The 25,223-nt window shown below is 64.8% G+C and carries 21 protein-coding genes; all 21 read right to left on the minus strand.

Annotated elements, in window-relative coordinates; genetic code table 11:
- Positions 1–112: 112 nt before the first annotated feature.
- Positions 113–439: a DUF2160 domain-containing protein gene (locus ACE10X_RS35615; protein ID WP_139864503.1), complete on the minus strand. Its 327-nt coding sequence runs from the start codon at positions 437–439 to the stop codon at positions 113–115.
- Between the two features lie 9 nt (positions 440–448).
- Positions 449–1,255, minus strand: a complete 807-nt coding sequence (locus tag ACE10X_RS35620; protein WP_028333212.1) for a carbohydrate ABC transporter permease — start codon at positions 1,253–1,255, stop codon at positions 449–451.
- On the minus strand, positions 1,255–2,157 hold the full coding sequence (locus ACE10X_RS35625) for a carbohydrate ABC transporter permease (protein ID WP_028338609.1): 903 nt from the start codon (positions 2,155–2,157) through the stop codon (positions 1,255–1,257). The genes ACE10X_RS35620 and ACE10X_RS35625 overlap by 1 nt, the downstream gene beginning before the upstream one ends.
- Positions 2,157–3,242 (minus strand): ABC transporter ATP-binding protein, encoded by a 1,086-nt coding sequence (locus ACE10X_RS35630; protein ID WP_375763504.1) that lies wholly within the window; start codon positions 3,240–3,242, stop codon positions 2,157–2,159. Before ACE10X_RS35630 ends, ACE10X_RS35625 begins: the two co-directional genes overlap by 1 nt.
- A gap of 12 nt (positions 3,243–3,254) precedes the next feature.
- Positions 3,255–4,394 carry an ABC transporter ATP-binding protein gene (locus tag ACE10X_RS35635; RefSeq protein ID WP_018273400.1) on the minus strand — a complete coding sequence of 380 codons (1,140 nt, stop codon included), beginning with the start codon at positions 4,392–4,394 and terminating at the stop codon, positions 3,255–3,257.
- Positions 4,391–5,935, minus strand: a complete 1,545-nt coding sequence (gene glpD / locus ACE10X_RS35640) for a glycerol-3-phosphate dehydrogenase (protein WP_375763505.1) — start codon at positions 5,933–5,935, stop codon at positions 4,391–4,393. Before glpD ends, ACE10X_RS35635 begins: the two co-directional genes overlap by 4 nt.
- 200 nt (positions 5,936–6,135) lie before the next feature.
- Positions 6,136–6,405: a hypothetical protein gene (locus tag ACE10X_RS35645; protein ID WP_375763506.1), complete on the minus strand. Its 270-nt coding sequence runs from the start codon at positions 6,403–6,405 to the stop codon at positions 6,136–6,138.
- Entirely contained in the window at positions 6,402–7,199 is a 798-nt protein-coding gene (locus ACE10X_RS35650) for a hypothetical protein (RefSeq protein WP_375763507.1), read from the minus strand. The genes ACE10X_RS35645 and ACE10X_RS35650 overlap by 4 nt, the downstream gene beginning before the upstream one ends.
- A gap of 75 nt (positions 7,200–7,274) precedes the next feature.
- The gene (locus tag ACE10X_RS35655) at positions 7,275–8,114 is read right to left on the minus strand and encodes a DeoR/GlpR family DNA-binding transcription regulator (protein ID WP_375763508.1); all 840 of its coding nucleotides are present in this window, start codon (positions 8,112–8,114) and stop codon (positions 7,275–7,277) included.
- A 136-nt stretch (positions 8,115–8,250) separates the two neighbouring features.
- Positions 8,251–8,445 (minus strand): hypothetical protein, encoded by a 195-nt coding sequence (locus ACE10X_RS35660; protein ID WP_375763509.1) that lies wholly within the window; start codon positions 8,443–8,445, stop codon positions 8,251–8,253.
- Between the two features lie 174 nt (positions 8,446–8,619).
- Positions 8,620–9,051 carry an acyl-CoA thioesterase gene (locus tag ACE10X_RS35665; protein ID WP_375764635.1) on the minus strand — a complete coding sequence of 144 codons (432 nt, stop codon included), beginning with the start codon at positions 9,049–9,051 and terminating at the stop codon, positions 8,620–8,622.
- Between the two features lie 11 nt (positions 9,052–9,062).
- Positions 9,063–11,159 (minus strand): 3-hydroxyacyl-CoA dehydrogenase NAD-binding domain-containing protein, encoded by a 2,097-nt coding sequence (locus tag ACE10X_RS35670; RefSeq protein ID WP_375763510.1) that lies wholly within the window; start codon positions 11,157–11,159, stop codon positions 9,063–9,065.
- 2 nt (positions 11,160–11,161) lie between these two features.
- Positions 11,162–12,445: an acetyl-CoA C-acetyltransferase gene (locus ACE10X_RS35675; protein WP_375763511.1), complete on the minus strand. Its 1,284-nt coding sequence runs from the start codon at positions 12,443–12,445 to the stop codon at positions 11,162–11,164.
- Positions 12,445–14,712: an acyl-CoA dehydrogenase gene (locus tag ACE10X_RS35680; RefSeq protein ID WP_375763512.1), complete on the minus strand. Its 2,268-nt coding sequence runs from the start codon at positions 14,710–14,712 to the stop codon at positions 12,445–12,447. Before ACE10X_RS35680 ends, ACE10X_RS35675 begins: the two co-directional genes overlap by 1 nt.
- 211 nt (positions 14,713–14,923) lie before the next feature.
- Positions 14,924–16,165 (minus strand): SMP-30/gluconolactonase/LRE family protein, encoded by a 1,242-nt coding sequence (locus ACE10X_RS35685; protein WP_375763513.1) that lies wholly within the window; start codon positions 16,163–16,165, stop codon positions 14,924–14,926.
- A gap of 354 nt (positions 16,166–16,519) precedes the next feature.
- The gene (locus tag ACE10X_RS35690) at positions 16,520–17,143 is read right to left on the minus strand and encodes a flavin reductase family protein (RefSeq protein WP_342727088.1); all 624 of its coding nucleotides are present in this window, start codon (positions 17,141–17,143) and stop codon (positions 16,520–16,522) included.
- Positions 17,144–17,303: 160 nt separating this feature from the next.
- Positions 17,304–17,912 carry a TetR/AcrR family transcriptional regulator gene (locus ACE10X_RS35695; protein ID WP_038382504.1) on the minus strand — a complete coding sequence of 203 codons (609 nt, stop codon included), beginning with the start codon at positions 17,910–17,912 and terminating at the stop codon, positions 17,304–17,306.
- Positions 17,913–17,933: 21 nt separating this feature from the next.
- Positions 17,934–21,071, minus strand: coding sequence for an efflux RND transporter permease subunit (locus ACE10X_RS35700; protein ID WP_375763514.1), 3,138 nt, complete (start codon positions 21,069–21,071; stop codon positions 17,934–17,936).
- Between the two features lie 55 nt (positions 21,072–21,126).
- The gene (locus ACE10X_RS35705; RefSeq protein WP_038382498.1) at positions 21,127–22,233 is read right to left on the minus strand and encodes an efflux RND transporter periplasmic adaptor subunit; all 1,107 of its coding nucleotides are present in this window, start codon (positions 22,231–22,233) and stop codon (positions 21,127–21,129) included.
- A gap of 238 nt (positions 22,234–22,471) precedes the next feature.
- Entirely contained in the window at positions 22,472–23,797 is a 1,326-nt protein-coding gene (locus ACE10X_RS35710; RefSeq protein WP_038382497.1) for an MFS transporter, read from the minus strand.
- Between the two features lie 199 nt (positions 23,798–23,996).
- Positions 23,997–25,160: a winged helix-turn-helix domain-containing protein gene (locus tag ACE10X_RS35715; protein WP_375763515.1), complete on the minus strand. Its 1,164-nt coding sequence runs from the start codon at positions 25,158–25,160 to the stop codon at positions 23,997–23,999.
- Between the last annotated feature and the right edge of the window lie 63 nt (positions 25,161–25,223).

Genomic DNA, 25,223 nt, shown 5'->3' on the forward strand with positions numbered 1-25,223 from the left:
CAAAAGACTATCCTTTGTCGTTCTCAAATGTCGCATTATGATTCCTCCGGTTGCAGCGACAAACAAAACCCCAGGCCCGGGTTGACCCCGGATCTGCTCTTCTTCGCTTTCGTCAGACGGTGCGAAAGATCGCCACGGCTGAAAGAAGCGAAATCAGCGTTGCGAGCCACAGGCTCGAAATTTCCACACCCTCGCCGATCGGCAGGGTGAGGATCGGATCGGTGCCGACCAGGCCGATCCACACCAGGTGGATCACCGCCGCCAGCACCAGCGAAATGAACAAACGATCGCCGCGCGTGGTCGGGATGCGCAGCACGCCGACCCGCTCGGCCTCGGGATAAACAGCCGCGAGCCAGGTCATCACGCCGAGCGTCGAGGCCAGCAGCGCGAAGAAGATCGCGGTCGGCAGCGTCCAGGCCATCCATGCGATGGATTCCATGATCGCCTCCTAGACCCGGCCGAGCGCGAAGCCGCGCGCGATGTAGTTGCGGACGAACCAGATCACCAACGCGCCCGGAATGATGGTGAGCACGCCGGCGGCGGCGAGCAGACCCCAGTCCATGCCGGCCGCCGAGACCGTGCGCGTCATGATCGCCGCGATCGGCTTGGCCTGCACCGAGGTCAGCGTGCGCGCCAGCAGCAGCTCGACCCACGAGAACATGAAGCAGAAGAAGGCGGCGACGCCGATGCCGCTCGCGATCAGCGGCACCAGGATCTTGATGAAGAAGCGCGGGAACGAATAGCCGTCGAGGAAGGCGGTCTCGTCGATCTCGCGCGGCACGCCGGAGACGAAGCCTTCGAGGATCCACACCGCCAGCGGCACGTTGAAGATGCAGTGCGCGAGTGCGACCGCCCACGGCGTATCGAACAGGCCAATCGCCGAATAGAGGTTGAAGAACGGCAGCGCGTAGACCGCCGCCGGCGCCATGCGGTTCGACAGCAGCCAGAAGAACAGATGCTTGTCGCCGAGGAAGCGATAGCGCGAGAACGCGTAGGCCGCCGGCAACGCCACCGCGATCGAGATGATGGTGTTGAGCACGACGTATTCGAGCGAATTGATGTAGCCCGAATACCAGCTCTCGTCGGTGAAGATACGCTTGTAGTGCTGCAGCGTCGGCGTGTGCGGCCACAGCGTCATCGTCGAGACGATCTCGGCGTTGGTCTTGAAGCTCATGTTGACGAGCCAGTAGATCGGCAACAGCAGGAAGATCAGGAACAGCGCCATGATCAGGCGGCGGCCGGGGATCGAATGCATCACGCCGCTCCTTCCTTGGCCGGACGCTCGGAGCCGGCATTGACCATCACGGTGTAGAACACCCAGCACACGATCAGGATGATCAAATTGTAGACCAGCGACAGCGCCGCGGCCTTGCCGAGGTCGAACTGGCCGAGCGCGATCTTGACGAGCTCGATCGAGACGAAGGTCGTCGAATTGCCGGGGCCGCCGCCGGTGACCACGAACGGCTCGGTGTAGATCATGAAACTGTCCATGAAGCGCAGCAGCACCGCGATCAGCAGCACGCGGTTCATCTTCGGCAGCTGGATCGCCTTGAACACCGCCCAGCGCGAGGCGCCGTCGATCTGCGCCGCCTGGTAATAGGCGTCGGGGATCGACTTCAGGCCGGCATAGCAGAGCAGCGCGACAAGGCTGGTCCAGTGCCAGACGTCCATCACGATGACCGTGACCCAGGCGTCGACCTCATTGGACACGTAATTGTAGTTGAGGCCGAGGTGGTTCAGCACATAGCCGAGCAGGCCGATATCGGGCCGGCCGAAGATCTGCCAGATGGTGCCGACCACGTTCCACGGAATCAGCAGCGGCAAGGCGAGGATGACGAGGCAGGCCGCGACGCTCCAGCCCTCGCGCGGCATCGACAGCGCGACGATGATGCCGAGCGGCACCTCGATCGCGAGGATCACGGCAGAGAAGAACAGGTTGCGGCCGAGCGAGGCCAGGAAGCGGCCGCCGAGATCGGTCGATGGATCGAGCAGCTCCTTGAACCAGCCGACGCCGTTCCAGAAGAACTGGTTGTTGCCGAAGGTGTCCTGCATCGAATAGTTCACGACCGTCATCAGCGGCAGCACCGCCGAAAACGCCACCACCAGGAACACCGGCAGCACCAGGAACCAGGCTTTTTGGTTGATCGTCTTGTCCATCAGGCGACCCCCTCCACCAAATGGCTGTCGGCATAAACGTGGACATGCGCGGGATTGAAGATCAGCCCGGCGGTGTCGCCGGAGACCGAGAAGCCCGGCGGCACGCGCGCAGCGAATTTGGTATCGCCGACCCGCACGCGGGCGAACTGGATGCGGCCGAGATCGTCGATCCGCTCGATGGTGGCCGACAGCAACCCTGACGCCGGCGCCGCGACGTCGACGAATTCCGGCCGCACGCCGATCTCGATCTTCTTGCCCGCCGGCAGCACACCATAGTTTCGATGCAGGCCGATGACATGGCCGTCGATCCGCGCCTCGTGACCACTGACCTCGGCGGGCACGATGTTCATGCCGGGCGAGCCGATGAAATACCCGACGAAGGTGTGCGCCGGCTTGTCGAACAATTCGGCCGGCGTGCCGCTCTGGACCACGCGGCCGTCATGCATCACGACGACGGTGTCGGCGAAGGTCAGCGCCTCGGTCTGGTCGTGGGTGACATAGATCATCGTGAGGTCGAGCTCGCGGTGCAGCGCCTTCAGCTTGGAGCGAAGCTGCCACTTCAGCTCGGGATCGATCACCGTCAGCGGTTCGTCGAACAGGACGGCCGCGACGTCGGAGCGCACCAGGCCGCGGCCGAGCGAGATCTTCTGCTTGGCGTCGGCGGTGAGCCGCGTCGCCTTGCGTTTGAGATAGGGCGTGAGGTCGAGCAGATCGGCGATCTGCCTGACCCGTGCGTCGACCTCGGCCTTCGCGACGCCGCGATTCTTCAGCGGGAAGGCCAGGTTCTGGCCGACCGTCATGGTGTCGTAGATCACCGGGAACTGGAACACCTGCGCGATGTTGCGCTTTTGCGTCGACAGCGGCGTGATGTCGCGGCCGTCGAACAGAATCTTTCCCCGCGACGGCGTCACGATGCCGGAGATCAGGTTGAGCAGCGTGGTCTTGCCGCAACCGGACGGCCCGAGCAGCGCATAGGCGCCGCCCTGCCGCCAGGTCATGGTGACCGGCTTCAGTGCAAAGGATTCCTGCGGCGCGTCGTTGCCGCCGTAGGAGTGCGCGAGATCGACGAGGTCAATGCGGGCCATGGAGCATCTCCCTCACTTGCCGTTGCCGGCTGACGCGTTTGCCGCACGCGCACTGCGATGCACGTTGCCCGAAAACGCGGTCGCGGGCGACGCGACGAGGCGGTCGGCCGCGTCGAACACGAAGATGTTGTCGGGATCGAGCGCGGCGTCGAGCACCTGCCCGGGTTCATATTCGTGCACGCCGTGCAGCACCGCAACCCAGTTCGAGCCGTGGACATGGACGTGCACAAAGCTCTCCGACCCGGTGATCTCGGTCACCGTCACCGCGGCGGAAAATTTGTGACGGCCGGCCGCGACATTCCCGACCTCGAGCTGGTGCGCGCGGAAGCCGGTCCGGTAGCGGCCATCGGGCAGGTTGGCATAGAGGCCGGCCGCGGGCGCCTGCTCGCCGCCGGCATAGATCACTTGCGCGCCCTTCTTCTCGATGCCGATGATGTTGAGCGGCGGATCGGAAAACACCTGCGCGACGCGCAGCGTGTCGGGATGGCGGTAGACCTTGGGCGTCGCACCGGTTTGCAGCGCCTTGCCCTGCCACATGCAGACCGTGTCGCCGCCGAGCAGCAGCGCTTCCGACGGTTCGGTGGTGGCATAGACGAAGATCGCGCCGGAGGCCTCGAAGATGCGCGGCAGCTCGGCGCGCAGCTCCTCGCGCAGCTTGTAGTCGAGATTGGCGAGCGGCTCGTCGAGCAGCACGAGGTCGGCGCCCTTGACCAGCGCCCGCGCAATCGCGGTGCGCTGCTGCTGGCCGCCGGAGAGCTGCAGCGGCGTGCGCTTCAGGAACGGCTCGAGCCGCAACAGGCTGGCCGCTTCCGCCACCCGCCGCTCGATCTCGGCGCGCGGCTTGCCCTGCACGCGCAACGGCGAGGCGATGTTCTCGTAGACCGTCAGCGAGGGATAGTTGATGAACTGCTGATAGACCATCGCGACCGAACGCTGCCGCACGTCGGCGCCGGTGACGTCCTTGCCGTCGACCAGCACGCGGCCGGTGGTCGGCTTGTCGAGGCCGGCGAGCAGCCGCATGATCGAGGTCTTGCCCGACAGCGTCGGCCCGAGCAGCACGCTGAGCGTGCCACGCTCCAGCGTCAGCGACACATCGCGGATGGTCGGAATGCCATCCACGGTTCGCGTGACATTCTGCAGTGTGACGCTCATGCCCGTCCTCCCGCTTCGCGGAGGGGACGTTCACCGGACACGCGGTTGGCGAGCATCCACTCGTCGAGCGCGGCGATCTCACCCGCCGTCATCCGCAAGCCCAGCTTGGATCGTCGCCAGACGACATCGTCCGCAGTCCGAGCCCATTCGTTCGCCATCAGGTACCTGACTTCGCTTTCCGTCAAGGTGGCGCCGAAGGAGCGGCCGAGATCGGCCGTCGATGTTGCGTTGCCCAAGACTTTGCTGGCGCGCGTGCCATAGGCATGGGCGAGACGATTGGCGTGCGATTGCGCGAGAAACGGATAGTTGCGGATCAATTCGGCGCTCAGCGCCGCGACCGCGGATACATCCATGTCGCCACCGGGCAGCGGCGCCTTGCCGGTCCAGCCCTCCTGCGCCTTTGTGCCGCGGAGATAAGGCGACAGTCGCTCCAGCGCCTCTTCGGAGAGGCGGCGATAGGTCGTGATCTTGCCGCCATAGATCGACAGTAGCGGCGCACCGCCGGGCGTATCGAGCTCGAACACATAGTCGCGGGTTGCGGCCTTGGCTTCGCTCGCGCCGTCGTCATAGAGCGGACGCACACCGGAGTAATTCCAGACCACGTCCTCGGGCTTCACCGGCTTGGCGAGATAGGCGCTGGCGGACGCGCAGAGATATTCGATCTCCTCCTGCGTCGCCTTCACCTTGGCCGGATCACCGTCATAGTCGCGATCGGTGGTACCGATCAGCGAGAAGTCGTCCTGATAGGGAATGACGAAGATGATGCGGCCGTCGGCATTCTGGAAGATGTAGGCACGGTCGTGGTCGTAGAGCTTCGGCACCACGATATGCGAGCCCTGCACCAGGCGCACCTTGGCGCGCGCGTTGACGCCGGCGCCCGAGGCCAGGACCTGTTCGACCCAGGGACCGCCCGCGTTGACCAGCACGCGTGACTGGATCGTGTCGCGGGCACCCGTGACGCTGTCCTCGACCGTGACGTGCCAGACGCCGTCGACCTGCCTGATCTCGACTGCGCGGGTGCGGGTGCGGATCTCGGCACCGCGATCGGCGGCATCGCGCGCCGTCAGCGCAACCAGCCGGGCGTCGTCGACGAAGCAGTCGGAATATTCGAAGCCCTTGGTGTAGCGGCCCCGGATCAGCGGCTTGCCGACCACGTCGCGGGTCAGATCGACCGAGCGCGTCGCCGGCAGCAAATGCCGGCCGCCGATGTGGTCGTAGAGGAACAGGCCGAGCCGCAGCAGCCAGGCCGGGCGCAGGCCGGCGTGATGTGGCAAAACGAAACGCAGCGGCCGAATGATGTGGGGCGCGATCTGCCAGAGGATTTCGCGCTCGATCAGCGCCTCGCGCACCAGACGAAACTCGTAATATTCGAGGTAGCGCAGACCGCCATGCACGAGTTTGGTCGACCAGGACGACGTCCCGCTGGCCAAGTCATTCATTTCACAGAGGAAAACAGAGTTACCCCGGCCCGCCGCATCGCGCGCGATGCCGCAGCCATTAACGCCGCCTCCAATGATGGCGAGGTCGTAAATCTGATCCAAAGAACGCTTCCCCCGGCAACCGCCTTCGCTTTGGCGGTTTTACTTTCGGATTGGAGTAAATCACAACCAAAAACGAAAGCAAAGTGAAAACGGGGAACTTTCGCTGGGGATTTTTTGGGCGAAGTGCTCGCGGTCAGGGCTTTTGGGGGGACGGGACGAGCGACGCTTGGCGTGACGCCAGGCAAGGCGGTGGCGGACGGTCAGGGACGCTGTGGCGATCGTCCGACGCGCAATTCCGGCAGAGCCTTTTTGGGATCGTAGGTACGGCGAACTTCTCCGCCTACCCGTTTGGCGCAAGCTCGGCTGTCGCGCACAAAGTAGACGGCGAGCAAGAGCACACCGGTCGACGCGACGAATGCGTGACCGCTGGCGAACAGGACGTAGAAGACCAACGAAGCGACGAAAAGGATCGCATACCATTTGAGCGCGAAGCGGAGATAGATTCGCCCGATCGAGCGATCCCTGTTCATCGGATCGCCCGATTGCCTGGCAGCGACGCCGACAGCACGAGAAAGAAAAGCGGAAAGAACACGAAGATCGCGACATAAGCCCAGAGGTGTCCGCCGCTGAGCGCGACTTGCAGGGCGCTATATCCCGATGATTTTCGGTGCGCCAGGAGTGCCCAGAATGCAAAGCAGAACAGCGGCATCGTGAGATACTTCCACTGCTCTCGCCAGTCGCGCAGGATGGTCGCGAGATCGCCAAGCAATGCGATCAGGACCAGGGAAAACGTGACGGCGTAGAGCGAGACCAGCGGCAGGAAGAGGTGCTCGAACCTCACCCCCGCGATTGCTTCAGCCGACATCGGGATGCCATCCGCAAACAGGCTGCCGAGCGACGGGATTGCGAACAGCCGCACGTCAAAGCCCATCGCCTGGCCAAGCCAGAACAGGACGATCGCCACCAGGCCGATTGCCGACTGCGCGAGGAAGGCTCCGCTCGCGATGCGCTGACACAGCGATCCCGACAAGAAGATCCGCGACAGTCCGTAAAGCAGTTTCCTGCCACGGCCGTTCTGCTGTTCCAGTTCCGAAAGCCAGGCCGGGCGGCTCCCGCTGCCGAAGCGAAAGATGTCGGCACGGACGTTCTTCGATGGCGGCTGGGTCTCACCATCGAACGCAAGCATGACCACAAGCGCAGAAACACCGCCGGCCAGCGCCGTCGCGCACACGGATGCGACGTTAAAGCCAAGGGCAAACGAGACGATGCCGAACATCGCCGCCATGCCCAATGCCGTGACGATCTTGAATTGCGTGCTGACCAACGAACCGCTCCACCTCAGGCAGGCTACAGCAGCAGCCGAAAGGCATCCGAAACAGGTTCGCTAAAACTTGAGCGATCAAGCGCCTTGCGCGCTGCACAGCGTCGCGGGTGCCGCGTCGGCGCCGTTGTCGTCGAGATCGACTTGCGGCTTGTCCATCGCGACGACCACCTCGATACCGCGGCTGTGGCAGATATTGGCGAGGCCCGCAGGAAGCGGTGAATCGGTGACGAAGGTCTGGATCTGGCTCATATGGGCGATCCGCACCGGCGCGCTGCGGCGGAGCTTGGTCGAGTCCGAGACCAGCATGACGTTGCGCGCATTGGCGATGATCGCCTGCGCGACCTGCACCTCGCGATAGTCGAAGTCGAGCAGCGCGCCCTCCTCGTCGATCGCCGATGCGCCGATGATGGCGTAATCGACCTTGAACTGGCCGATCAGCTGCGTCGCGGTGGAGCCGACCACCGCGCCGTCGGCGCGGCGCACCGTGCCGCCGGCCACCACCACCTCGATGCGCGGATGGCGATACAGCAGCATCGCGACGTTGAGGTTGTTGGTGATGACGAGCAGATCCTCATGCGAGGTCAGTGCGCTCGCGACCTCTTCCGTCGTGGTGCCGATATTGATGAACAGCGAGCAGCCGTTCGGAATCCGTGCCGCCGCGGCAGCGCCGATCGCCTTCTTCTCCTCGGCGGCGACGAAGCGACGCGCCTCGTAGGCGAGGTTCTCGACGCCCGAGGCGATAATCGCGCCGCCATGGATGCGGGTCAGCGAGCGCTGGTCGCAGAGATCGTTAAGGTCCTTGCGGATGGTCTGCGCCGACACCTCGAATCGCTTGGCGAGGTCTTCGACCATGACCCGGCCGAACGCGCGCGCGATGTTGAGGATTTCAGTCTGGCGATGGGAGAGTCCGGCCACGGCGGCCCCCTTGAAACGGCGAGTCGCCCATGGTGCGACCGTTCGGCACGGAGGTCAACGTGCAGTGCCGGGTCGGGGAAGGCCTGGGCGAAGGTGGACGCTTCGCCCGGGCCACGCGCTATCGCGCAAAGGTGTTCTACGACGCCAGCTGCACGGATTGACCGGTGAGCAGCCGGCGCGCCGCGCGCTCGGCCTCGCGGGCGTTGCGGAAGATCTGGCCTTCAAGGCGGTCGAAAAGGTGCGATGCAGCAAAGAACTGATAACCACGCGTATCGCGCACCACGATACCCGCCGTCTGCGAACTCACTTCGATCACGTAACTGTCGGACATTGTCAGCCTCGGTTTGACTCCGGCCCGACAACGGAATCGCTGGCTGTTTGTTCCTCAGTTATTTTGCGAGGCGAAGCGCTGGAATCCGATGCATTTTGCAATCAAACCACGCTCCGGACTCAGTTTCGACGCGTTTGCTCCCGCACCGAATCAGCGGTACCGGCGCGACGAATGTCAGGTCTCGATCGTGGCGCCGTCGCGCTGAATCGGTTGCGGATGGCCCTGCTCGTCGATCGAGACATAGGTGAAATTGCCGTCGGTCACGAGGATCGACTGCTGCTCGCGACGGCGCAGCACCCAAGCCTCGAGATGCACCGTGATCGAGGTGCGGCCGATGCGCACGAGATTGGCATGGACGGAGACGAGATCGCCGACATTGACCGCCTTGCGAAAGTTCATCGCGTCGATCGCGACCGTCACGGTGCGCGACTTCGCCACCTTGGAGGCGAACACGCCGCCGCCGAGATCCATCTGGCTGAGCAGCCAGCCGCCGAAGATGTCGCCATTGGCATTGGTGTCTGCCGGCATCGCCAGCGTGCGGATGCAGAGATCGCCCTTCGGCTCGGCGGCGCTGCTCAGCGGCGCGTGAACGTGGGTGTCGGTCACTCGCGAATCGGTCACTTGAAGGCCTCCCAGCCGGGATCGGGCGCAAATCGTCCGCCGAACTTGCGCATCAAGGCCTGCATCGCCGACACCACATTGTCGACGCCGCGGCTGCGCGCATAGTTGAGCGGGCCGCCGCGGAACGGGGCATAGCCGGTGCCGAAGATCATCGCGCCGTCGACCATGTCGGGATTGTCGACGATGCCCTCGCGCAAGGCGGCGACGCAGACATTCGAGATCGGCAGCACCAGGCGGTCGATCATCTCATCGCTCACCCGAGGACCGGTCTCGGGCAGCGGCGCCTTCTCCGCCTTGCCGTCCTTCCAGGTGTAGAAGCCCTTGCCGGTCTTGCGGCCGAGCTCGCCCCTGGCGACTTTTTCGCGCAACCACGCAGGCGTCGGCGGCAGCATGTCGCCGAACTTCGACCGCAGCATGTCGCCGACATCGAGGCAGATATCGAGGCCAACCTGGTCAGCAAGTTCGATCGGCCCCATCGGCATGCCGAACTCGACCGCGGCCGCGTCGATCAGGCGCTGGTCGATCTTCTCGTCCAGCATCATCATCGCTTCCAGCATGTAGGGCGTCAGCGCGCGGTTGACGAGGAAGCCCGGCGAGCTCTTCACCGGCAGCGGCAGGCGGTCGATGGCGCCGACGAAGGCGAGCGCCTCCTTGAGCATCTCCGCATCGGTGCCGTCATGGCTGACGAGCTCTACGAGTTGCAGCCGCGACACCGGGTTGAAGAAGTGCAGGCCGAGCAGCCGCTCCGGCCGTGCCAGCGTGGTGCGCAGATCCTGCAGCGGGATGCTCGAGGTGTTGGTGGCGAGGATCGCGCCGGGCTTCATCTTCGGCTCGAGGGAGGCATAGACCTTCTGCTTCAGCTCGAGCTTTTCCGGCACCGCCTCGATGATCAGATCGGCATTGCGGACGCCCTCGCCGTCCATGTCGGGAATCAGGCGGTCGAGCGCGTCGCGCTGGTCGATCCGCTTGCGCATGATCTTGCCGTATAGCTCCGCGGCGCGCTTCATCGCGCCCGCGATCGGCACGGCCTTCATGTCGGCCAAGGTCACCCGCATGTCCTGGTTGGCGCACCACGCCGCGATATCGCCGCCCATCGCGCCGGCGCCGATGACATGGACATGCGCAACCTTGTTGCCGCTGCCCGCCAGCTTCTTCATCTGCTCGCGCAGGAAGAACACCCGGATCAGGTTCTGCGCAGTCGGCGTCACCATCAGATTGGCGAACGAGGCCTTCTCCGCATTCAGCATCGCCGCGCGGTTGCCGGCGTGCTTCTCCCACAGATCGATCAGCGCATAGGGCGCCGGGTAATGCTTGCGCGGCGCTGCCTTCCCGGCCTCGCTGCGCATCCGCGAGGCGAGGAAGCCCCTGACCGGACCAAGATTGAGGATCGAGTTGAGCGCGCCCGGCCTGGCGCGTTTCAGCCGGCCGAACACCGCATCCTTCACCGCGTTGCGGACATGGCGCTCCTGGGTGACGGCGTCGACCAGGCCGAGCGATCTGGCGCGGCGCGCGTCGATGGTCTTGCCGGTCAGCATCAGGGTCATCGCCTGCATCGGGTTGACCAGCTCGGTGAAGCGCACGGTGCCGCCGAGGCCAGGATGCAGGCCGAGCATCACCTCGGGGAAGCCGAACCGCGCGTCGTCGATCGCGATCCGCATCTGGCAGGCCAGCGCGACCTCGAGGCCGCCGCCGAGGCAGAAGCCGTGGATGACGGCGACCGAGGGCACGCGCAGCGCCTCGAGCCGGTCGATCACCGCATGGGCGCGACCGATCGCGGTCTCGACCGTGCTGGAGTCGCTGGCGCCGCGAAACTCATTGACGTCGGCGCCGGCGATGAAGCCGCTTGGCTTAGCCGAGCGCACCACGAGGCCGGTCGGCCGCTTGTTCTCCAGCGCCGCGACGACAGCGTCGAGCTCTTCGAGCAGATCGGCCGACAGCGTGTTGGCGCTGGCACCGGCGCGATCGAACAGCAGCCAGGCAATGCCGTCGTCATCGCGCGTCAGCTTGAAATTCCTGTAGGGGCTGTCGGCGGCAGGTTTCGGCCCAAGTTCGAGCACGCGATCGGCGAGAACGTCCATGATCCGTGAATCCATGATCACACCGTCTCTATCAACATCGCACCGCCCTGCCCGCCACCGATGCATTCGGTGGCGACGCCGCGCCTGGTGCCGAGCCGCTTCATCGCATTGACCAGATGCAGCACGATGCGGTTGCCGCTGGTGCCCACGGGATGGCCGAGGCTAATCGCGCCGCCGTCGACGTTGAGCTTGGCGCGGTCGATCTCGCCGGCCGCGCCGTCGAGCCCGAGGATTTCGCGGCAGAATGTCTCGTCGTTCCACGCCGCGAGGCAGCCGAGCACCTGGGTGGCGAAGGCCTCGTTGAGCTCCCAGGTCTCGACGTTCTGCAAGGTCATGGCGTTGCGCTTGAGCATCGCGCTCGCCGACAGCACCGGGCCGAGGCCCATGATCGAGGGATCGAGCGCAGACCATTGGCTGTCGAGGATGACCGCCTTCGGCGTCAGCCCGTGCTTGGCCACCGCCGTCTCGGACGCCAGGATCACCCAGGAGGCGCCGTCGGTGATCTGCGACGAATTGCCGGCGGTGACCTGGCCCCAGGGACGCTCGAACACCGGCTTCAGCTTTGCCAGGGTTTCGGGCGTCGAGTCCGGGCGGACGCCGTCGTCATGGTCGTAGAACTTGCCGTCGCGGGAGAACGCGGTCTCGACCTCGCCCTTGAGAAATCCTTGCTTCTGCGCGTTGGCCAGCCGCTGATGGCTCTCGGCGGCATATGCATCGGACTGTGCGCGCGTAATGCCGAAGAGATGGCCGACCTTCTCGGCGGTCTGCCCCATGTTGAGCTCGGTGATCGGGTCGGTCAGCCCGCGCTCGAGGCCGATGATCGGCTTGAAGTAGCTCGGCTTCACCTTCAGCGCCGCGGCGATCTTGGCACCTAGTCCCTTGGCGCCGGCAAAGCCGGCAAACCAGCGCACGCCGGAATTGGGCCAGACCAGCGGTGCGTGGCTCAACGCCTCGGCACCGCCGGCGAGGATCAGGTCGGAGGTCCCCTCGCGGATATAGCGGTAGCCGGTGTCGATCGACTGCATGCCGGAACCGCAATTGATCTGCACCGTGAAGGCGACCATCTCTTCGCCCATGCCGAGCCTAAGCGCCGCAACGCGTGCCGGGTTCATCTCATCGGCGATCACGTTGACGCAACCGAGGATCACCTGGTCGAAGGCGGTGGGCGCGAACGGCTGCCGTGCCAGCAGCGGCCGGCCGCATTGCACGGCGAGATCGACCGGGGTGAACGGGCCGGGACCGGAGCGCGCCTTCAGGAACGGCGTCCGGCTGCCGTCGACAATAAAGACTGGTCGCGCCATCAGCTCGCCGCCCTCTGCTCACCAAGCTCCTGGAAGAACTGATGCACGTCGGCGGATTTCTTGTAAATCGGGGACAGCGCCTCCGGCGCAAAATCATCAACCTCGATGACTTTGGCGACGGCCTCATGGGCGGCGGCGAGCTTCTCGCCGTCGGCCTCGGTGATGACGCCCTTCTTGACCGCCTCCTTCCAGTCGTGCAGTCGCGCCGCGCGTAGCTGCTTGGCGGCGTCCTCGGCTTCGGTGACGAGGCGGAAGGCCTTCTCCAGCCGCGCGATGCCGCCGTCATCCTCGACAAAGGCGAGGTCCGGCGTCAGGCGATCGCGCGCAACCGACGGCGACAGCACGAGCTGTGCGCATTGCTGCACGACGCGATCGGACGGGCCGGTGACGCGGGCGCCGAACGGCTGGATCAGGAATTTCAGCAGCCAAGCCACCGGGCGGTTCGGCAGATTGGCGAAGATTTCCGCAAAGCGGTTCTCGATGGTCTTGAAGCCGGATGCCATGCACCATTGGAGCGCGGGAATATCCTCCTTCTGCCGGCCCTCGTCCTGCCAGCGCTTCAACGCCGCGGAGAGCAAATACAGCTCGGACAGGATGTCGCCGAAGCGCGCCGAGAGCATCTCCTTGCGCTTCAGCGCGCCGCCGAGGGTAAGCAATGCCATGTCGGCGCTCAGCGCGAATGCCGACGAATAGCGCGAGAGCTGGCGATAGAACTCGGTTGCGTCACCGGCATCCGGCGCCGGCGCGAACAGGCCGAAGCTCCAGCTGCGGCCCCAAGCGCGGAACATGGTCGCAAAGCTGTGGCCGACATGTTTCCAGAACGCGGTGTCGAACGCGGTGAGGCCCTTGTCGCGATCGGGCTCGCCGAGCGCGTTCATCTCCTGCAACAGATAGGGATGCGCGCGGATCGCGCCCTGCCCGAACACGATCAGATTGCGGGTCAGGATGTTGGCGCCCTCGACCGTGATGCCGACCGGCACCGAACGGTAGAGCCCGCCGAGATAATTCTGCGGCCCGTCGATCACGGCCTTGCCGCCATGGATGTCCATGGCGTCGTCGATCGCGATCCGCATCCGCTCGGTGGCGTGCAGCTTCATGATCCCGGAGATGACGGCGGGATGATGCCCCTCGTTCAGTGCCGCACAGGTCAGCCGCCGCGCGGCGTCGAGCAGATAGGCCGTGCCGGCGATACGCGCGAGCGGCTCCTCGATGCCCTCGAATTTCGAGATCGAGATGCCGAACTGCTCGCGGATGCGGGCATAGGCGCCGGTGGTGCGCGCGGCATAGGCAGCGCCGGCCGCCGACAGCGACGGCAGCGAGATGCCGCGGCCGGCGGCGAGCGCCGTCATCAGCATCTTCCAGCCCTGGCCGAGCCGCTCCTGGCCGCCGATGATGTAGTCGAGCGGGATGAAGACGTCGCGGCCCCAGTTCGGGCCGTTCTGGAACACCTGCATCGCCGGCAGATGGCGGTGGCCGATCGAGACGCCGGGCAGATGGGTCGGGATCAGCGCGACGGTGATGCCGAGCTCTTCCTCGCAGCCGACGAGGTGATCGGGATCATAGGCCTTGAACGCTAGCCCAAGCAGCGTCGCGACCGGGCCAAGCGTGATGTAGCGCTTGTGCCAGTTGAGCCTCAAGCCCAGCACCTCGCGGCCTTCGAAATTGCCCTTGCAGATGATGCCGGTGTCGATCATCGAGGCGGCGTCGGACCCTGCCTCCGGGCTGGTCAGGCCGAAACATGGAATGTCCTGGCCGGAGGCGAGGCGCGGCAGCCATTTGTCCTGCTGCTCCTTGGTGCCGAAGCGCATCAAGAGTTCGCCCGGTCCGAGCGAGTTCGGCACCATCACGGTGACAGCCGCGGTCAGCGAACGCGACGAGATCTTGCGCACCACTTCGGAATGCGCATAGGGCGAGAAGCCGAGGCCGCCGAATTCCTTGGGGATGATCATGCCGAAGAATTTCCTGGCCTTGATGAAGGCCCAGACCTCGGGCGGCAGATCGCGCCATTCCCAGTTGATCTTCCACTCGTCGAGCATCCTGCAGAGCTCGTCGACCGGACCGTGCAGGAAGGCTTGCTCTTCGTCGGTCAATCTGGCCGGCGCGAACGCCAGCAATTTCGACCAGTCGGGATTGCCGGTGAACAGATCGGCGTCCCACCAGACGTCGCCGGCTTCCAGCGCCTCGCGCTCGGTGTCCGACATCGTCGGCAGCACGCCACGCGCCCAGGAGAAGATCGGTTTCGTCACATAGTCGCGGCGGAAGCTCATGGCGGATCCCTCATGAAACGGCAGCGCGGATGGGTGATCTTATCGGAAAGTGCCGTTCACCGGTGAACACTTCGCTGTTCAAATAAAGCGAAATTGACGCGTCCCCGGCGCCATTCTGTTAACGGCAGGGCCACGCGTTCAGTTCCGAAAGCTGAGGTGCGACAATCAGGTAGCAGGGGATGGCGCAGACGCCATCCCCGCGCAGGACGAGCTAGGCCGGCCCCGCTCCCTGGGTTGCGGTATAGACCGCGTAGAGCGACTGGCTCGCGGCCATGAACAGGCGATTGCGCTTGGGGCCGCCGAAGGTGATGTTGCCGCAGACCTCGGGCAGCCGGATGCGGCCGAGCAGCTTGCCTTCGGGTGACCACACCGTCACGCCGCTGTAACCGACGGCGCGGCCGGCATTGCTCGAGCACCAGACATTGCCGTTGACGTCGCAGCGGATGCCGTCCGGTCCGCATTTCACGCCGTCGATCGTGAAATCGCTGAACCGCTTGCCGTTGGAAAGCTTGTTGTCGGCGCCGACATCGAACACGAAGACGTCGCCCTTGCCGCCGGGGCCGCTATCGCCCGGTCCCTTGCCGGTCGAGACCACGTAGAGCTTCTTGTAGTCCGGCGAGAAACAGAGACCGTTCGGATCGGGCACCTGGTCCTCGCTGACCACGAGATCGACGCGGCCGGAGGGATCGATGCGATAGCAATTGGTCGGCAGTTCGCGCTTGGCCGGCACGAAGCCCGCCGGCTGCCCGATCCGGGGATTGAGCTTGCCGGCCGGATTGCCCGGGCCGCCCGCGGCGTCGGGTTCGCCCTCATAGAGCTGGCCGCCATAGGGCGGATCGGTGAACCAGTAGCTGCCGTCGGGATGCGCGACGACGTCGTTCGGCGAGTTCAGCCGCTTGCCTTGATAGTTATCGGCAAGCACGGTCGCGGTGCCGTCATTCTCGTAGCGCGTCACGCGGCGGGTGAGATGCTCGCAGGACAGCTGGCGGCCCTGGAAGTCGAACGAATTGCCGTTCGAGTAGTTCGACGGCATGCGGAAGACGCTGACATGGCCGTCATCTTCCGACCAGCGCATCTGCCGGTTGTTGGGGATGTCGCTCCACAGGAGATAGCGGCCCTGCGAACTCCAGGCCGGGCCTTCCGCCCACAACAGACCGGTGTGGAGGCGCTTGATCGAGGTGTTGGGCTGGGCAAGGTCGTTGAAGGACGGATCGACCGCGACGATGTCGGGGTCCCAGAAATAGGTGGTCGGCGCACCGCGCGGACTGAAGTCGCGCGGCGGGCTGGTGATCGTCGTCGGCGGCCCGACCGGCGCGGGCGCGTTCTGAGCCAGCGCGCTGCCGATGCCCGCGACGGCGGCGGCGGAAGCCGCCAGCCCCTGAACCAGCGTGCGTCGTGAAACATTCGGATCGCGTTGTTCTTCGTTAGGATCGCGCCGCGGTTGGCGTGTCATCGCATCCTCCCACTCTGTTGGCCGGCCGTTGATCCGGCCTGGCGGGTGGAGGTTAGACTGCTCCCGGGGAGGTTGCGAGTGACGGTTTTTCATCCCCGCGCGCGGAAATTTCACATTGTTGTGGTGCGGGCCGTCGTTGCGGGGCGCACCGAATCCGCAGCGGAGCGACGTCCCTTACCTCGCCCCGCTTGCGGGGAGAGGTCGGAACGCATCGCCAGATGCGTTCCGGGTGAGGGGGTACAGGTCTCACGACCATCACAACTGGTGGAAGCAGCCCCTCACCCTACCTTCTAAGAGCGAGCTTCGCTCGTCTCGACCCCGTGAAGAACGGGGAGAGGGAGGATAGAGCAGCACTCAATCCGGCCGGATCATCTCGAACATGTTTTCCGGCTTGATCTCGAAGTAGTCGCCGCGGCGGCCGGCGCGGACGATCGGGTGCGCGAGACCGGTCTGGTAGACGCCGTCCTTGATGAAGGCCTTGTCGATGTGGACGGCGACGACCTCGCCGAGCGTCAGCCACGCCTCGGCCTTCTTGCCGTCGGCGCCCTGGAGCTGGACGATCTGGCTCACCTTGCATTCGAACGACACCGGGCTTTCGGCGACCCGCGGCACGTTGACGAGCTTGCCGGCGACCTGCGTGAGCCCCGCGAGCTTGAACTCGTCGACCTCGCGCGCGACATGCGCCGCCGTCGCGTTCATGTGCTTGGCGAGATCCATCGTCGCCAGATTCCAGACGAACTCGCCGGTGTCCTGGATGTTGGCGACGCTGTCCTTCCAGTTGGTGGAGGAGAAGCCGATGATCGGCGGCACGTAGCAGAAGGCGTTGAAGAAGCTGTAGGGCGCGAGGTTGACGTTGCCGCCCTTGTCGCGCGAGGAAATCCAGCCGATCGGCCGCGGCGCCACGATGGCGTTGAACGGGTCGTGCTTGAGGCCGTGGCCGTTTTTCGGCTCGTAGAAATGCAGGTCTTTGGCAGTCACGGCTGGCCCCTCTCACGTAGCCCGGATGGAGCGCAGCGTAATCCGGGACGGTCTCGCAAGGGGAAATGACCCCGGATTGCGCTGCGCTCCATCCGGGCTACAAACTCGATTTGCCTGCAATGATGGGAGAGTCAACTGACGAAAATGTCAGGGCTGGCGCTCAATTGGCGCGGCTGCGCGGCGACAGGCCGGCGATCACGAAATCGATCATCTGGTCGATGGTCGGGCCCGGCTTGGTGGCACATTGGGCGATCATCTGCGGGTGGAAGAACCGCATCATCGCCGTGCAGGCGCACAGCGAGGCGAGTTGCAAGTCCGTGATCTCGAACTCCCCCGACTCGGCTCCTTGCGCGATCACCTCGCCGATAATGGAGGCGATACACTCCATGTGGGCGACGCAGACGTCCCAGTCCTCCTGCATCGCGATCTCGACCATCTCGTGCAGCTTGGAGTCACCGACATAGCGTTCGGTGTTCATGCGATTGATGGTCGTCATCAGCTGGCGCAGGCGCGGCGCCGCCGGCCCCTCCGAGCGCGCGATGCGCTGGGCCTCGATCTCGACCTCGCCCATCAGGCCGCGGGCCACGCTTTCGTGGATCGACTTCTTCGAATCGAAGAAGCGGTACACGTTGGCGGGGCTCATCCGCAGCTCTTTGGCGATGTCGGCGACCGTCGTCTTCTGGTACCCGATCTGCCGGAACAAGCGCTCCGCCACCACGAGGATCCGCTCGCGGGTGTCGGTTTCGCTATGTTCCGAGATCAGTGTCATGTTGGCCTGCTCAATCTTCAATTATTCGGCCGCCTCAGCAAGCGGAAATGCGCGCTGCGCATCGCCGACATGCTGCGGTGCAGTATCGGTTTGCTCGGAGCCGCTCTCCTCGAGGGTCTTGCGGAACCAGAGGGCGTAAAGGCCCGGCAGATACAGCAAGGTCAGGAAAGTCGCAACAAACAAACCGCCCATGATGGTGATCGCCATCGGGCCCCAGAACGCCGAGCGCGACAGCGGGATCATGGCGAGGATGGCGGCCAGGGCCGTCAGCACCACCGGCCGGGCGCGCCGGACGGTGGCTTCGACGATCGCCTCGCGCCGGGTCAGGCCGGACGCCACGTCGCTCTCGATCTGATCGACCAGGATCACGGCGTTGCGCATGATCATGCCGGCGAGCGCGATCAGGCCGAGCAGCGCCACGAAGCCGAACGGCTGGTTGGCGACGTTCAGCCCCAGCGAGGCGCCGACGATGCCGAGCGGCGCGGTCAGGAACACCAGAAACAGGCGCGAGAAGCTCTGCAGCTGGATCATCAGCAGCGTCAGCATCACCATCACCATCACGGGGAAGAGGATGAAGATCGACGCATTGCCCTTGGCGGATTCCTCGAACGCCCCGCCCGGCTCGATCCGGTAGGCCGGCTCGAGATGGGCCTGGATGTCCTTCAGCTTCGGCGAGATCTGGTTGGTGACGTCGGGCGCCTGCACGCCGTCGACGACGTCGGAACGCACGGTGATCGCCATGTCGCGGTTGCGCCGCCACAGGATCGGCTCCTCATGCGCATATTCGATCTTGGCGATCTGCTGCAGCGGGACGGCGACGCCGTTGCGCGTGGTGATGGTGAGATCGCCGACGCGGCCGAGATCGAGCCGCTCGGACGGCACCGCGCGGGCGACCACGCCGACCTTCTCGATGCCGTCGCGGATCGTGGTGACCGGCGCGCCCGAGATCAGCATCGCCAGCGCCTGCGAGACGTCCTGCGGGGTCAGGCCGAGCGCGCGCGCCCGATCCTGGTCGACGGCGAGCTTCAGGTAGGGCGACTGCTCGTTCCAGTCGAGCTGGACGTCCTTGACGTTCTTGTTCTGGCGCATGACGTCGCGCACCTGGTAGGCGATGTCGCGCACCTTGTTGGCATCGGGGCCGATCACGCGGAACTGGACCGGGAAGCCGACCGGCGGACCGAAATTGAAGCGGTCGACCCGGACCCGCGCCTCGTTCAAAGCGCCATCGGCGGCAGCCTGCTCGATCTTGGCCTTGACGCGCTCGCGCGCCTCGACGTTCTTGGCGAGGATCACGATCTCGGCAAAGGCCTCGTTCGGCAGCTGCGGGTTGAGGCCGAGCCAGAAGCGCGGCGAACCCTGGCCGACATAGGCGGTGTAGGTCTGGATGTCGTCATCGCCCTTCAGCAGCCCTTCGGCCTTCTTCACCGTCTTCTCGGTGACATTGAAGGCGGTGCCCTCGGGCAGACGCAGCTGCAGGAACAACTCGGGCCGCTCCGACAGCGGGAAGAACTGCTGCTGGACGTGGCCGAACGCAACGATGGAGGCAACGAAGACGCCGACGGTCGCCGCCACCACCTTGATGCGGTGATCGACGCACCACTGCACGACGCTGCGCAAGCCGCGATACATCCGCGTCTCGTAGATCGAGTGCGGATCGTGGTTCTGGTGCACCTTGATGTTGGGCAACAGCTTGACGCCGATATAGGGCGTGAAGATCACCGCGACGAACCAGGACGCGACCAGCGAGATCGCCACGATCCAGAAGATGCCGCCGGCATATTCGCCGACCGCAGAATTGGCAAAGCCGATGGGGAGGAAGCCAGCGGCCGTGACCAGCGTTCCCGTGAGCATCGGAAACGCGGTGGATTCCCAGGCAAAGGACGCCGCCTTCATGCGGTCCCAGCCCTGCTCCATCTTCACCACCATCATCTCGACCGCGATAATCGCGTCGTCGACCAGAAGGCCGAGTGCAATGATCAGCGCGCCGAGCGTGATGCGGTGCAGGTCGAGCGACATCGCGTTCATCACGATGAAGACGATACCGAGCACCAGCGGCACCGACAGCGCGACCACGATGCCGGTGCGCCAGCCGAGCGCGACAAAGGAGACGAACAGCACGATCGCGAGCGCCTCGACGAAAGAGTGCACGAACTCGCCGACGGCGTGCTCGACCACCTTGGGCTGGTCGGCGATCTGCTGGATATCGACGCCCTGCGGCACCGCCTTCAGGAACTCGGCGGTCGCCTTCTGGACCTCCTTGCCGAGTTCGAGGATGTTGGCGCCCTTGGCGGTGACGACGCCGATGCCGAGCGCCGGCTTGCCTTCCTGACGCACCACGAAGCTCGGCGGATCGACATAGCCGTGAGAGACGGTCGCGATATCGCCGAGCAGGAACACGCGGCCGTTGCTCTCGACCGGCGTTTCGGCAACCGCCTTGACGCCGTCAAGCGCGCCGGTGACGCGCAGCGGCACGCGCTGCGAGGAGCTCTCGACGGTACCAGCCGGGGTGACGTTATTCTGCTTGGCGAGCGAGTCGAACAGCGCCTGCGGCGTGATGCCGAGCGTCGCCAGCTTGGCATGCGAGAACTCGACGAAGATGCGCTCGTCCTGGGTGCCGTAGAGATCGATCTTGGTGACGCCGGGCACCTTCAGCAGGCGCTGGCGAAAGCCCTCCGCGACCTTCTTGAGCTGCGCATAGTTGGCGCCGTCGCCGGTCATCATATAGAGGATCGAATCGACGTCGGAGAATTCGTCGTTGACCACGGGACCGAGGATGCCGGAGGGCAGCTCGCCCTGCACGTCGACCAGCTTCTTGCGCAAGAGATAGAAGAGATAGGGCACGTCCTTCGGCGAGGTCGAATCCTTGAAGGAGACCTGCATCGCCGTGAAGCCCGGCTTGGAATAGGTCTGCACCTTGTCGAAGAACGGCAGCTCCTGCAGTTTCTTCTCGATCGGATCGGCAACCTGCATCTGCATTTCCTGCGAGGTCGCGCCCGGCCACATCACCGAGACGTTCACCACCTTGACGGTGAAGAACGGATCCTCGGCGCGGCCGAGCTTCTCGTAGGAGAAGAAGCCGGCGGCGGCGAGGATGATCATCAGGAACAGCACCAGCGTCGGATGGCTGACCGCCCAGGCTGAAAGGTTGAAGCGCTTCATCGAACTCTCCAAGTTCTAGACCAGTCCCAGAACCGTTTCCGCTGTTATGCGAGGGTTAGAACGACAGCGACGACACGACCCGCACCTTCTGGCTCGGATCGAGTTTCTGCACACCGAGGGCGACCACCTTGGCGCCGTCGTCGACGCCGCCGGAGATGACGACGTTGTTGCTCTCATAGGCCTTCACCTTGACCGGCTTCAGCGCGATGTCGCCCTTGTCGTCGACGATGTAGAGCGAGGGATCGCCGCCCTGGCTGTACAGCGCCGACAGCGGCAGTTTTGCCACCCGCTCGCTCGCCTTGTCGGCCAGCGTCAGCGTCGCGGTCATGCCGAGCGAAACCGCCTCGTCGGCGTCCGGCAACGAGAATTTTGCGAGATAGGTGCGAGTGGCGGGATCGGCCTGCGGCGCGACCTCGCGCAGCCTGGCGGCATAGCTCTTCTTGGCGTCCGACCACAGCGTCACCGTGGCTACGCCCGACCTGGCACGAGCAAGAAGCGTCTCTGGGATCGCGACGACAGCTTCCTTCTCGCCAAGTCGGGCGACACGGATCGAAGCCTGGCCCGCGGCAACCACCTGGCCGGGCTCGATCATGGTCGCTGTGACGACACCCCGGGTGTCGGCCACCAGCGTTGCGTAAGAGAGGGAATTCTTGGTCAGTTCGACCGAGCGCTCGGCACGGTTCAGCCGGGCGCGGGCCTCGTCGCCGGCGGCCTTGGCGGAGTCGAGCGCCGCATCAGTGGTCCAGCCCTTGGCCTTCAGATCCTTGGCGCGCTGCTCGGCGGCCGCGGCCTGCGCCAGCACGCCGGTGGCGGCGCGGAATTCCGCCTCCGCCTGCTCGGCCTGCAGCTTCAGGTCGACCTCGTCGAGGGTGGCCAAGGGCTGGTCGACGTCGACTGTCTGTCCGACCTCGACCAGCCGCTTGGCCACCTTGCCGGCAACCCGAAAGCCCATATCGGCTTCGATACGGGGCTTGACGGTGCCGACAAAGCTGCGCTCAGGGGTTTCCGCTTCGTAATGGACAGTCGCCACCAGAACGGGGCGTCCCGGATCGGCATTTTCAGCCGCCTTTTCATTGCAGCCGGTCAGCGCGAACACCGCAAAAGCCAACGATGCTCCCGTCAAGAGCCTGTAATAGCTCGAGAAAACGGAACGAACGAACATCTGAAATCTCCATCGGGCTGACGACTGATGAAGAGTATCGATTTATCACTGATGAATGTCAATATTCGTCAGTGATAACCAATTCGTGAGCGGGGGTCGGATTTGGCGGTGCAGAGTTCGGAAAATGCGTAGCCCGGATGGAGCGGAGCGAAATCCGGGACCCTCACCGGTGGCGGGTGGGTCCCCGGATTGCGCTGCGCTCCATCCGGGCTACGGGAGCACGTGATTTGAGGGCGAGCTACTTCGCGCCGGCGAACTCGGTTTTGGTCTCGTGGCTGCCGAGGAAAACCAGCAGGCCCGCGGCAAGCGGCAACAGCGACAGCACAAGCAGGCCGGTCGACGTGCTGCCGGTGGCTTCCTTGACCCAGCCGATCAGATAGGGCCCGCCGAAACCGGCGAGGTTGCCGATCGAGTTGATCAGCGCGATCGCGCCGGCGGCGGCGGTGCCTGACAGCCAGGCGGTCGGCAGCGTCCAGAACACCGCGAAGGTGCAGAACACGCCGATCGCAGCGACCGTCAGCACCACCATCGTCATGACGGGATCGGTGATGTAGCTGGAGACGCCGAGCGCCAGCGCGGTCAACAGCAGCGGCGCGCCGACATGGAACACGCGCTCGCGCGTGGCATCGGAACGGCGCGCCCACAGGATCATCGCGACGGTGCCGAATGCGTACGGAATCGCGGTGACGAAGCCGGTCTGCGCATTGGTCAGCCCGAACGCCTTGACGATCTGCGGCAGCCAGAACTGCATGCCGTAGAGCGAGGCGACGAAGCCGAAATAGATCGCGCTGAGCGCGAGTACCTTCGGCGAGGAAAGTGCCTCGCCCAGCGTGAAATGCTTCGCCGCCTGCTTGGCCGCGACCTCGGCGTCGAGCTTCGCCTTGAGCCACGCCTTCTGCTCGGCCGAGAGCCAATCGGCCTTCTCCGGCCGGTCGGTCAGATAGAACCAGGTGACGATGCCGAGCAGCACCGAGGGAATGCCCTCGATGACGAACAGCCACTGCCAGCCCTTCAAGCCCATCACGCCGTCGAGGCCGAGCAACAGGCCGGAGATCGGCGCGCCGATCACGGTCGAGATCGGTACCGCGAGCGCGAAGGCGGCGAGGAAGCGCGCACGATACTCGGCCGGGTACCAGTAGGTCAGATAGAGGATGATGCCGGGGAAGAAGCCGGCCTCGGCCACGCCGAGGAAGAAGCGCAGCGCGTAGAAGCTGTGCTCGTCATAGACCGCCGCCATCAACGCCGAGAGGATGCCCCAGCTCACCATGATCCGGGCGATCCATTTGCTGGCGCCGAACCGCTCCAGCGCCAGATTGCTCGGCACCTCGAAAATGAAATAGCCGATGAAGAAGATGCCGGCGCCGAACGAAAACACCACCGGCGAGAACTTCAGCTCGCTGTTCATGGTGAGCGCGGCGAAACCGAGATTGACGCGGTCGAGATAGGAGAAGAAGTAGGCCAGGATCAGGAACGGGATCAGCCGCCAGGAGATCGCGCGGATCGTCGACGTCTCGATCTCGCTGCGGGCGCCGCGATCAGGCGCGATGGTTGCTGTCTGGCTCATAGGCTGCCCCCCGGGTGTTGCTTGCCGTGAGGATTATTGGCTGGCTCCGCTTTGAGCAATGGCAAAAACTCATAGCTCACAGCGCAAACGGGAACCCTGTGCGTTTTGTGCGTCATTGCGAGCGAAGCGAAGCAATCCACTTATCCGCTTGTGGCGCGATGGATTGCTTCGCGGCGCTCGCAATGACGGAGAGCCAGCCCTACTCCGCCAGCTGAAAGCGCTCGAAGCGGTCCAGTTCTTCCTCGATGCGGCGCTTCAGCTCCTTGCGTGCCGCCTGCTTCTTGCCGTTGCCGACCCAGCTCCATTTCTGCATCAGGAGCTTCTTGTTCTGCCGGTCGGTCTTGAGGTCTAGGGCGGCGACGATGTCGTCACCGACCAGCACCGGCAGCGCGAAATAGCCGAACAGGCGCTTCTCCTTCGGCACATAGGCCTCGAAACGGTGGCCATAGCCGAAGAACAGCTCGGTGCGCTTGCGCTGGATGATCAGCGGATCGAACGGCGAAAGGATGTGAACCAGGGTGGGATCACCCTCGCCGGTCGCTTCCAGCACCTCGGGCCGCGCCCAATGTTCTTGCTTGCCGGCGCCTTCCAGCGCGACCTGGACCAGCTCCTTGCGGCGCAGGCGCGCCTCGATCAGGCTGCGCACCGCCTTCTTGCTCGGCGCGTCGAGATGGCAGATCGAATCCAGGCTGACGATGCCCTGCGAGCGCAGCGCGCGGTCGAGCAGATAGGCGATCCTTGCCGAGGCCGGGGCCGGCTTCGGCGGCTTGTCCCAGCCGAAGTGCCGGGTCATCAGCTCGTAGGTCTTCAGCATGCCGGCACGCTCGCTGATCGTGACCACGCCGCCATAGAAGGCGAGCTGCAGCGCGCGCTTGGAGGGCTTCCGGCTCTGCCAGAGATGCTCCTTCTCGGTCAGCACGTCGTCGTCGATGTCGCGGATGGTCAGCGGACCGGCACGGAGCAGCCGCAGCACCTTGCGCGTATCCGCCGGGGTCACCGACGAGAACCATTTGTGGCCCTCGCGCTTATGCGCCCTCATCACCGGCAGGAAGATGCCGATGTCCTTGGACGGCACGTAGGACAGCGCGTGCGTCCAGTACTCGAACACGCTCTTGTCCCGGCTCTGCGCCTGCTTGAGGTCGGCGCGGCGGTAGTCCGGAATGCGGGTGAACAGGATGTGGTGATGGCAGCGCTCGATCACGTTGATGGTATCGATCTGCACATAGCCGAGATGATCGACGGCGGCCGCCACCGCTGACGCCCCCTCGCCGAACGGCGCCTTTGTATCGAGCCGCTGCGCGCGCAGCCAGATGTGGCGGGCGGCAGCATTGTTCAACGAAAGGGGTTCGGCGGCGCGGGACATTGCCCCAGCAATGTAGTGAGATTCGCGCCCCTGTGGAGAGCCGCGCGGCGGAAATCGGCTCCG

Source organism: Bradyrhizobium sp. Pha-3, assembly GCF_042258325.1.
Lineage (GTDB): Bacteria > Pseudomonadota > Alphaproteobacteria > Rhizobiales > Xanthobacteraceae > Bradyrhizobium > Bradyrhizobium elkanii.

Bases quoted from the DNA above. Each gene is read 5' to 3' on its own strand.
- ACE10X_RS35615 (WP_139864503.1), bottom strand. From the start codon at position 439: ATGGAATCCATCGCATGGATGGCCTGGACGCTGCCGACCGCGATCTTC.
- ACE10X_RS35620 (WP_028333212.1), bottom strand. From the start codon at position 1,255: ATGCATTCGATCCCCGGCCGCCGCCTGATCATGGCGCTGTTCCTGATC.
- ACE10X_RS35625 (WP_028338609.1), bottom strand. From the start codon at position 2,157: ATGGACAAGACGATCAACCAAAAAGCCTGGTTCCTGGTGCTGCCGGTG.
- ACE10X_RS35630 (WP_375763504.1), bottom strand. From the start codon at position 3,242: ATGGCCCGCATTGACCTCGTCGATCTCGCGCACTCCTACGGCGGCAAC.
- ACE10X_RS35635 (WP_018273400.1), bottom strand. From the start codon at position 4,394: ATGAGCGTCACACTGCAGAATGTCACGCGAACCGTGGATGGCATTCCG.
- ACE10X_RS35645 (WP_375763506.1), bottom strand. From the start codon at position 6,405: ATGAACAGGGATCGCTCGATCGGGCGAATCTATCTCCGCTTCGCGCTC.
- ACE10X_RS35660 (WP_375763509.1), bottom strand. From the start codon at position 8,445: ATGTCCGACAGTTACGTGATCGAAGTGAGTTCGCAGACGGCGGGTATC.
- ACE10X_RS35670 (WP_375763510.1), bottom strand. From the start codon at position 11,159: ATGGATTCACGGATCATGGACGTTCTCGCCGATCGCGTGCTCGAACTT.
- ACE10X_RS35675 (WP_375763511.1), bottom strand. From the start codon at position 12,445: ATGGCGCGACCAGTCTTTATTGTCGACGGCAGCCGGACGCCGTTCCTG.
- ACE10X_RS35680 (WP_375763512.1), bottom strand. From the start codon at position 14,712: ATGAGCTTCCGCCGCGACTATGTGACGAAACCGATCTTCTCCTGGGCG.
- ACE10X_RS35685 (WP_375763513.1), bottom strand. From the start codon at position 16,165: ATGACACGCCAACCGCGGCGCGATCCTAACGAAGAACAACGCGATCCG.
- ACE10X_RS35695 (WP_038382504.1), bottom strand. From the start codon at position 17,912: ATGACACTGATCTCGGAACATAGCGAAACCGACACCCGCGAGCGGATC.
- ACE10X_RS35700 (WP_375763514.1), bottom strand. From the start codon at position 21,071: ATGAAGCGCTTCAACCTTTCAGCCTGGGCGGTCAGCCATCCGACGCTG.
- ACE10X_RS35705 (WP_038382498.1), bottom strand. From the start codon at position 22,233: ATGTTCGTTCGTTCCGTTTTCTCGAGCTATTACAGGCTCTTGACGGGA.
- ACE10X_RS35710 (WP_038382497.1), bottom strand. From the start codon at position 23,797: ATGAGCCAGACAGCAACCATCGCGCCTGATCGCGGCGCCCGCAGCGAG.
- ACE10X_RS35715 (WP_375763515.1), bottom strand. From the start codon at position 25,160: ATGTCCCGCGCCGCCGAACCCCTTTCGTTGAACAATGCTGCCGCCCGC.